The organism is Pseudomonas sp. KK4 (assembly GCF_001984065.1).
Taxonomy (GTDB): domain Bacteria; phylum Pseudomonadota; class Gammaproteobacteria; order Pseudomonadales; family Pseudomonadaceae; genus Aquipseudomonas.
On the sequence record NZ_LYVP01000160.1, the window covers coordinates 1 to 9,564 of the forward strand.

At 60.9% G+C, this 9,564-nt stretch carries 6 protein-coding genes; 2 read left to right on the plus strand and 4 right to left on the minus strand.

Annotated features, from left to right (window positions below; all coding sequences use genetic code 11):
- Window positions 1–312: 312 nt before the first annotated feature.
- The 3 genes from B0W55_RS27175 to B0W55_RS27185 form a co-directional block, all read right to left on the minus strand.
- On the minus strand, window positions 313–1,584 hold the full coding sequence (locus tag B0W55_RS27175) for an OmpP1/FadL family transporter (protein ID WP_077048995.1): 1,272 nt from the start codon (window positions 1,582–1,584) through the stop codon (window positions 313–315).
- Window positions 1,585–1,731: 147 nt separating this feature from the next.
- Window positions 1,732–2,214, minus strand: coding sequence for a hypothetical protein (locus tag B0W55_RS27180; protein ID WP_077048996.1), 483 nt, complete (start codon window positions 2,212–2,214; stop codon window positions 1,732–1,734).
- Between the two features lie 275 nt (window positions 2,215–2,489).
- Entirely contained in the window at window positions 2,490–2,714 is a 225-nt protein-coding gene (locus tag B0W55_RS27185; protein WP_007898912.1) for a hypothetical protein, read from the minus strand.
- Between the two features lie 998 nt (window positions 2,715–3,712).
- Here B0W55_RS27185 and B0W55_RS27195 point away from each other — a divergent pair.
- A complete protein-coding gene (locus B0W55_RS27195) occupies window positions 3,713–4,036 on the plus strand; it encodes a hypothetical protein (RefSeq protein WP_077048999.1) in 324 nt (107 codons plus the stop codon).
- Between the two features lie 175 nt (window positions 4,037–4,211).
- Complete coding sequence (gene rmuC, locus B0W55_RS27200) at window positions 4,212–5,576, plus strand: DNA recombination protein RmuC (protein ID WP_175645576.1); 1,365 nt, start codon at window positions 4,212–4,214, stop codon at window positions 5,574–5,576.
- A 71-nt stretch (window positions 5,577–5,647) separates the two neighbouring features.
- Here rmuC and B0W55_RS27205 read toward each other — a convergent pair whose 3' ends face one another.
- Window positions 5,648–9,118 carry a hybrid sensor histidine kinase/response regulator gene (locus tag B0W55_RS27205; RefSeq protein ID WP_077048998.1) on the minus strand — a complete coding sequence of 1,157 codons (3,471 nt, stop codon included), beginning with the start codon at window positions 9,116–9,118 and terminating at the stop codon, window positions 5,648–5,650.
- Between the last annotated feature and the right edge of the window lie 446 nt (window positions 9,119–9,564).

Consider the following 9,564-nt stretch of genomic DNA (forward strand, 5'->3'; position numbering starts at 1 on the left):
ATGCAATGTGTGCGGCTTCGCCGCACGGCGCTGCGCGCCAATCCCCGGCTGAACGCCTCCACTCAGCCTACCGAAGGGGCGGGTGGATCAAGATCAGGAGCAGGCGAGCTAACGCTCGGCCTCATGGCCGTACGCATTCCCCTGTAGGAGCGAGCTTGCTCGCGATGGTCGTCAACGATAATGCTGGGCGTCTGATGCCCCGCGGTGTTCTCAGCTGCTTCGCGAGCAAGCTCGCTCCTACAGGACAATTGCGCCCACAAAAAAGCCCCGCGTTCTGCACAGGAACGCGGGGCTTTTTGATTCAAGCGGTTATCAGAAGCGGTAGGTAGCACCGACACCGAAGCCGTTCGCCGAGTTTTCATACTTGGCGCTGTAGGCCTGGCGGCCGTTGTTGTCGTTCACGTGGACCGACTCTTCATGCAGGTACGAGTACGCTACGTCGATGGTCAGGTCGTCGGTCGGGCTCCAGCCGGCGCCCAGGCTGAAGATCGTGCGATCGCCCGTCGGGATGCGTGGGGAGCGGTTTTCGTTGTTGGTGGGTGCCTGGTCCACGGACAGACCGGTACGCAGCACCCACTGCTTGTTCAACTGATAGGAAGCACCGATGGCGTGCGCCCAGGTGTCGTGCCAGTTCTGCTCTTCGGTGATGGTGCCAAAACCGCGCGCGGCCAGTGCTGCCGGTACGCCTTCGTTCTCGACGGTGATGTCTTTCAGGCGGCTCCAGCGAGTCCAGGTGCTGCCTGCGTAGAGTGTCCACTGGTCGTTCAACTGATGGGTCACGGAGAAGTCAACAGACTCCGGCGTGGTCAGGTCCAGGGAGGCGTCGAACTTCTGGTTGGGGTTCTGGCCCAGCGCTGCCAGCAGGCCGTAGTTGACCTTGGTGTCACCGTCTAGCTTGTACTTCACTTTCGAGTGGTAGGTCAGGCCCAGGCGAGTGCTTTCCAGAGCTTGAACCAGGATGCCGATGTTGTAGCCGACAGCGGTATCGTCACCCTTGATCTTGACGCTGCCGTCCGGAGCCGCCGGGTTCAGCGAGAGGTTGGATTCCAGTTTGCCGTCGATGCGGTTGATGGTCGGACCAAAACCGATCGACACCTTGTCGTTGAAGGCATAGCTGACAGTTGGCTGCAGGGTCACGATCTTGACTTCGCTCTTGCTGCCGAAGTAACGGCCGGCGAAGCCGTTCTCGTAGTCGGTCACCAGGCCGAACGGAGCGTACACGCCGAAACCGACGGCCCACTGGTCATCGATCGGCTTGACGTAGTAGCCCATCGGCACGCCCATGAAAGGGACCATGTCACCTTTGTTGGAGCCACCGTTCGGACGGGAGTTGGCATCGCTGATATCAGTGTGCGCGTCGATGAATGCGACACCGCCGGTCACTTGTTCGCGCTTGAGGCGAGACATGCCGGCAGGGTTGCCAAAAATGGTGGATGCGTCGTCGGCAGAAGAAGATCGCCCGGCAAAACCTGTACCCATCCCGCTGATGCTTTGTTCGTTCAGGGCAAAGCCACTCGCGAAGATCTGGGTGGATGCCATGGCAACGGCGAGGCTAATGGTGGTTTTGAGCATTACTTTTTTCATTATTAGAACTCCTGGTGATCACCGGGGCGAAAATTACCAACATTTTCGTCGCAGCGCTATAGGCTGTATCGCTTGATTTAGAGCGGTTTTGTAGGACAATCCGACCAGATTCGCCCCCCAATGAGCGAACTTTGGATCCGGGTGAGATCAGCAGGCTACCTGATTCAGCGGTGAAACACAGGTCTGCCAGGCGCAGGTGAAGTCCCTGAGGCGTCCTTGAGGCTGAAAGGTCTGGCGCCAGATGCGAGCCATTGCCAACAGATCGCCGGCTTCGGGGAGGGGAGTGTTCTGTTCTTCGACCAGCAGCCAGGCGATGGCTGTGGCGTAACGCAGGTTGACGGTCAACTCCAGGTGCGGACCACTGAGAAAGGCATGCTGACTGGCCAGGCCGCGAACCAGACTGGCGCGCTCGGGATCGAGTGCCAGGTAATGGTCCCAGAGCGCCTGATGGCGAGGTTCGGCGATACGGTACAGGCCATGTCCCCGGCGATCATGAAGTGCCGACCCCAAGGCAGACTGGCTGGCGGCAATGCCCAGCAGCAGGGATTCGGCGGTTGCGCTATGGCGTCCCAGGTAGATCAATGTCGGACGGATCACATAGCGGCACAGTTCGCTGGCAGCGATACCCATATAACCCTCGAAACTCTAAATGGTCGGCGATACCTGAAGGGTGGGCTTGGCAGCAGTGGATCGAATCAGGCTCGCCGGAAGCGGCACAAGCCGCTTGAGTTGAAGTGTAGTGTCATATTCAGCGCGTAAAGGTCTGTTTTTAAAATATTTCCGGCTGCCAGTTATAACCGTTATATCGGTTGGTGCTTAACTCCGGGCTCGCAAAGCTCAAATGTGGGGCAACAAAAAGCCCCGCTTTTCGGGCGGGGCTTCGATGTTTCAGCCTTGCTGGCGAGTCAGGCAACCAGTGCCTGACGGGTACGCTCGATCACGGCCTGCAGCGGCTCGGCGCTGGAGTATTGATCGGGGTACAGGCGTTCGCTGTGACGGGCGATGCCGTGTTCGTTGACCAGGGTAAAGCTGAAGCAGCCTTTGCGAGCGGCCATGATCAGGCAGTTCATCGGTGCAAAAGCGTTGGTTAGGGTGCGGATGGCATCCTGAGTGTGGATTTGAGTAGACATAGTCATGGGTGTTCCTACAAGCGACACGGATCAGAGCCGTGCAAAATTAAAACGTTCCAGTAACGTCGACCACCGTTGGTCGAACGAAGAACCCGACTGGAACAAAGCAGCCAGTTTGAAGCGCTGATAATTGGCGCGCTTGGGCTGGCAGGTAGGTACTTAGGAGGGCAGGCAACACATCGAGGGCAAAGGTTCTGGGCCCGGGGTGAAGATCCTGATCAATTTGCAGGCTGGTTTGGTCAGAGTAAGTGAACCTGGCAACACCCTTTGCATTCGATTCAAAGGCTGTGTTGGCGCAAGATTTACCTGGAAACCATCGAGGTGGTCGATCCCGCTTGTTCGGTGCAAGGCTTCCTGTGGGGAGGCTGACCGGGGGGATTTGTTCGACCAGAATTGACTTTCAGCTTGGTACTAACGCCGCGGATAGTAACCGAACGTATTGAAGAAAGAAAGCGTGCTAACAAAAACGCCGACCATCGGCTGAATTCATCGCCGTTTTGGTGGATCACCCGAAGGCACTTGCGAGTCCAACGAGGCTGCGACCTTTTGATCCTTTCGACGAACGGTAGGTCTCTTTCAGCCCTCCGAACAAGCCTGGATCGCAGGTTTGCCCTGGGTTATCCCCAACTTGAAAGCCCGAACACGCCAAAAATGCACCGCGATATAACCACTGCGAAGGTACTTGTGCACATTATTTGCGTGGTCTGTCACACCCCTGTCATCCAGCGTTCAAGCGCAGTGGGTGCCTGTAACCAAAATTTAAGTCAATGAAAAACATCGCTTTTTTTAACTGGTGAAAAAATCGTCAGTTTGACTGCAGGCCCCATTCCACAGGGCTTTGCGAGACTTCAGGGGCGGTTGTCCACTGAGTTATCCACAGCTTCTGTGGATTGTCCCGAGCGCTTGCTCTAGCACGGGCGTGCCGGGATTTTTTTGACCTTTACCTGTAAGAAAAAAAGAGTAGAGTGGCGCGCCCCGCGATCTGCCCACAGTGCTTTATGAAGTTTCGTACACCCACCGGTTCATCTCTCTCAAAAAACTCCCCCGCGACTCCCACCAGGCGCTTTTCGATGCGTGTAGCAGAGTGGTTGCTGGACAGTCCACACCTGGGCGAAAACACCAGTGTCAAACACATCGCCGGCCGTTTGCTCAAACAACCGGCCCGGGACGGGGTAGTGGCTGCGCAAAGCCGTCTCGGACAGCTGATGTGCCGTGAGTGCGGCAATGCCCGGGACCGTCGGATCGGCCAGGACCTTTTGCGCCAGGCCGCTCGGGCCGGGGATCAGCGCGCGCAACGGGAGCTGGGCCTGCTCGAAGACTGAGCTGTCCAAGACCTGGCGCCTTGGTTAACCTTCAGGCTTTATTTCAATGGCAGGAATGGCTATGGCGATGGACTTGACCAGCGCATTGCTCGGTCTGGCGGGGGCTGCACTGCCGTTGCTGGTGTTGGCCTGGCAACTTCAGCGCAAGACGAACGTGGCACAGGCTGATGTGGCGCTGCTGCAAGAGCGGCTGGCCATGGCGCAACTGGCGCAGGACGGCCTGACCGCGCAACTGGAAGCCAGCCGCGATGAAATTGCCGATCTCGGCCTGGCCAATGGCGCCAAACAGGCCGAGTTGGCCGCCTTGCGCCGCGAAGTCGAACTGCTGCAGATCGAACGTGACGATGCGCGCGACGCCGCCCACGCCTGGAACATCGAACGCGCCGGCAAGGAAGCGGAATTGCGTCGACTGGACGCCCAGGCCGCTTCGCTCAACGCCGAGTTGCGCGAGCAGCAGGAAAGCCATCAGCAACGCCTCAACGACCTCCAGGGTTCCCGGGATGAATTGCGGGCGCAGTTCGCTGAACTGGCCGGGAAAATTTTCGATGAGCGCGAACAGCGTTTTGCCGAAACCAGCCAGCAGCGTCTGGGGCAGTTGCTCGACCCGTTGAAGGAGCGCATCCAGTCCTTTGAAAAACGTGTGGAAGAAAGCTATCAGGCCGAAGCCCGGGAGCGCTTCTCGTTGGCCAAGGAACTGGAGCGTCTGCAGGCGCTGAATCTGCGCCTGAGCGATGAAGCCACCAACCTGACCCGCGCCTTGAAAGGGCAGAAAACCCAGGGTAACTGGGGCGAGTTGATTCTGGAGCGGGTGCTCGAACATGCCGGGCTGGAAAAAGGCCGCGAGTATCAGACCCAGGTGAATCTCAAGGGGCCGGACGGCGAGCGGTTCCAGCCTGACGTGATCATTTATCTGCCGGGCGACAAGCAAGTGGTGGTCGACTCCAAGGTCAGTCTTACCGCTTATCAGCAATACGTCGCCGCCGACGATGAAGGCATTGGCCAGATCGCCATCAAGCAGCACGTACTGTCGCTGCGCAATCACGTCAAAGGCCTGGCCGGCAAGGATTACAAGCGCCTCGATGGGTTGCACAGCCTGGATTTCGTGCTGCTGTTCGTGCCGATCGAAGCGGCGTTTTCGGCCGCGTTGCAGCACGAGCCGACCCTGTTCCAGGAGGCCTTCGACCGCAACATCGTGATCGTCAGCCCGACCACTTTGCTGGCGACTCTGCGGGTGATCGACAGCCTGTGGAAACAGGAGCGCCAAAGCCAGAATGCCCGGGAAATCGCCGAGCGGGCCGGGTGGCTGTACGACAAGTTCGTGTTGTTCATCCAGGATCTGGACGAGGTCGGCAATCGCCTGCAGCAACTGGATAAAGCCTACAGCTCGGCGCGCAACAAGCTGACAGAGGGGCGCGGCAACCTGGTCAGTCGCAGCGAGCAGTTGAAATTGCTTGGGGCAAGGGCCAGCAAGAGCCTGCCGGCGGATCTGCTGGAGCGGGCGATGACGGATGTGGATGGTCTGGTGGAGTTGCCGCAATAGCTCGTCGCACGGCGACATTCGCGTCAATGAAGCGCCCCCACCACAGGGTTGTGACCCGCCTCAGGGCGTTGCTACAACGGCAAATGCCGACTCAACAACGCCCGCAACGCCGCCGGCCTCACTGGTTTGGCCAAGTAATCGAGCCCTGCCGCGTGCACCTGGGCCATGGTCTCCGGGCGGCCGTCGGCACTGATCACCACGCCGGGCACCGGCTCGCCCAACCGGGTACGCAACCAGGCCATCAACTCCGTACCGGTTTCCCCATCGTCCAGGTGGTAATCCACCAGCGCCAATTGCGGCCGCAGGCCCTCTGCGAGCAGCGCCGCGCACTCTTCACGGTTGCGCGCGGTCCAGACCTGACAACCCCAGCGCGTCAACAAACTGTTCATGCCGATCAGGATGCTGTCTTCATTGTCGATGCACAGCACCTGCGCACCGCCGAGCAGCTTGCCATTGAGTTCGGCCGCCTTGGTCGGGATCGAGGCGGGCGCCTTGGCCAAGGGCACGCGGACACTGAACACGCTGCCCCGTCCCGGCCATGAACGCACGCGCAAGCTGTGCCCCAGTACGCGACACAGACCGTCGGCAATCGCCAGGCCCAGGCCCAGGCCTTTTTCGGCGCGGGTCTGGTGGCTGTCCAGACGTTTGAATTCTTCGAAAATCACCTGCTGCTTGTCTTCCGGAATGCCCGGCCCACGGTCCCAGACTTCCAGGCACAGCTCGCCCTCACGACGGCGAACCCCCAGCAGCACCGGGCCTTTGGCATAACGGAAGGCGTTGGTGAGGAAGTTCTGCAGGATCCTGCGCAGCAGTTTGATATCGCTTTCGATGCGCAGCTTGCTGCCCCTGACGCGAAACTCAAGGCCCTGATCGCGCGCCAGCGCCTGGAACTCGGCGCCCAGAGTGTCGAACAGTTCGCTGAGGGCAAAAGGCTTGGCGTCGGGGTTGATCTTGCCGTTTTCCAGGCGCGAGATGTCCAGCAGGTCGCTGATCAAGTCTTCGGCCGAACGCAGCGAACTGTCCAGATGCTGCACCAGTTTCTGCGCCTCGGCGGACAGGCCCTCTTCCTGATGCGTCAGGGCGGCGGAGAACAATCGCGCAGCATTCAAGGGTTGCATCAGGTCATGGCTGACCGCGGCCAGGAAGCGGGTTTTCGACTGGTTGGCCGCTTCGGCGGTGCCCTTGGCTTCGGTCAGGGCGACGTTGAGCTGCGACAGTTCATGGGTGCGCTCGGCCACCCGCTGCTCCAGGCCTTCGTTGGCTTCGGTCAGCGCGTACTCGGCTTCGCGGAACGGGGTGATGTCGGTGAAACTCATGACGAAACCGCCACCGGGCATCGGGTTGCCGATCAGCTCGATCACCCGGCCATTGGGGAACAGCCGCTCGGAGGTGTGCGCCCGGCCCTGGCGCATCCAGTGCAGGCGCCTGGCGACGTGCACTTCGGCTTCACCGGGGCCGCACAGGCCGCGCTCGGCGTTGTGGCGAATGATGTCGGCAATCGGCCGGCCGACGCTGATCAGGCCATCGGGGTAATTGAACAGTTCCAGGTAACGACGGTTCCAGGCCACCAGTTTGAGCGACTGGTCGACCACGCTGATGCCCTGGGTGATGTTCTCGATCGCCCCTTGCAGCAACGCCCGGTTGAATTGCAGCACCTCCGAGGCTTCGTCGGCGATGCGCACGACGTCCTCCAGTTGCATCTCCCGACCTTCGATGGCGGCTTTCACCACGGCACGGGTGGAGGAGGCGCCCAATACGCCGGCCAGCAAGCGCTCGGTATGGGCAATCCACTCACTGTCGGCGTTCTGGTTCGGGTTGAAGCCCTTGCCCTGGCGGTAGGCGAAGCGGATGAAGCTCTGACGGGCGCGCTCTTCACCGACGAAGCGCGCTGCCAGTTGCAGCAGATCGTCGATTTGCACCGCCAGCATCGAGCGGGCGCTGGGCCGAGCGCTGATTTCCTGACCGATGAAACGCCCGGCCTGCCAGTGTTCCGACACCCGAGTGCGCGACAGTACCGAGACCCAGGCGAACAGCGTGAAGTTGCCGGCCAGGGACAGCACCACGCCCTGGGTCAGCGGCGTGATCGGCAGGTTCAGCGGGTTGCTGTGCAACCAGGCCAGGCCCGGGAAGTTGCTCAATGGCAAACCGAGGCTGTTGGCGGCGATCGGCAGAATCAGGGTGTAGAACCACAGGAAGGTTCCGGTGGCGATACCGGCGAACACACCGCGCCGGTTGGCCTGTTTCCAGTACAAGGCACCGAGCATGGCCGGCGCCAGTTGCGTCACGGCGGCGAAGGCGATCTGGCCGATGGTGGCCAGACTGGCGGTCGAACCCAACAGCCGATAGCTGACGTAGGCCAGCAGCAGAATCACCACGATGCTGACGCGACGCACCGACAGCATCCACTGGCGGAACACTTCGAACGGGCGCTCAGCGTTGTTGCGACGCAGCAGCCAGGGCAGCAGCATGTCGTTGGAGACCATGGTCGACAGCGCGACGCTGGCGACGATCACCATGCCGGTGGCTGCCGACGCGCCACCGATAAACGCCAGCAGCGCCAGGGCCGGGTGCGCCTGGGCCAGCGGCAGGCTGATCACGAAGGAGTCCGGCAGCACCGAGCCTGGCAGCAGCATCTGTCCCGCCAGGGCAATCGGTACGACAAACAAGGCCGCCAGGGCCAGGTAGGCGGGGAACACCCATTTGGCCAGGCGCAAATCCTGAGGATCGATGTTTTCCACCACGGTCATCTGGAATTGCCGTGGCAGGCAGATGATCGCCATCATCGCCACCCCGGTCTGCACCACCATCGAGGGCCAGTTGACGGTTTCCTTCCAGTACTCCTCCAGGCGCGGAGCGAGCATGGCCTGGTTGAACAGATCATCGAAGCCGTCATACAGCCCGAACGTCACGTAGGCGCCGACGGCCAGGAACGCGAACAGCTTGACCAGCGATTCGAAGGCGATCGCCAGCACCATGCCCCGGTGGTGTTCCGTGGCGTCGAGGTTGCGGGTACCGAAGACGATGGTGAACAACGCCAGTACCAGCGACACCACCAGCGCAGTGTCCTGGGCGCGGACCCCCATGGCATCGGCACCGGCGCCGATCAGCAGGTTCACGCCGAGCACGATGCCCTTGAGCTGCAAGGCGATGTAGGGCAGCACGCCCACCAGGCAGATCAGCGCCACCACCACGGCCAGCGACTGGGATTTGCCGTAGCGCGCGGCGATGAAGTCGGCGATGGAGGTGATGTTCTCCTGCTTGCTGATCATCACCATTTTTTGCAGGACCCAGGGCGCGCCGAGCAGCAGCAGGATCGGCCCCAGGTAAATCGGCAGGAATGACCACAGCTGTTCAGCGGCCTGGCCCACTGCACCGAAGAAGGTCCAACTGGTGCAGTAGACCGCCAGCGACAGGCTGTACACCCAGGCACGCACCCGTGGCGGCAAGGGCGCGCTGCGACGGTCGCCGTAGAAGGCGATGGCGAACATGATGGCCATATAGGCCAGGGCGACGGCGGCGATCAGCCCGCTGGACAGCGACATGGGGACTCCAGGGTAAACAGGGACACCCGGGCCTCCCGCCCGGACAGACAGTCTCGCACGATGGCAGGGGTTAGTCAGTGTCGACCAAGGTCGTGGCGTGGCGGGGTGTCGCAGGAGGAGTTTCAGTCAGGTTTGCGTTGGTTTTCCGGGCCTCTTCGCGAGCAAGCCCGCTCCCCCATCAGAATGCATTTCAAAATGTGGGAGCAACTGTCCTCCCCCCTGCCATTCGTCACCGCCCTCGCTGGCAGGCCAGCTCCCACAGGGGACTTGTGTCGACCACAACACCCATGGCCAACCTGAAATACTGTGGGAGCGGGCTTGCTCGCGAAGAGGCCGGTCATCCAGCATCACCGGTAACTGACACTCCGCGTTCGCGAGCAAGCCCGCTCCCACATTGGATTTGTGTCGTCACAACATCCATAGCCAACTCAAAACACTGTGTAGGA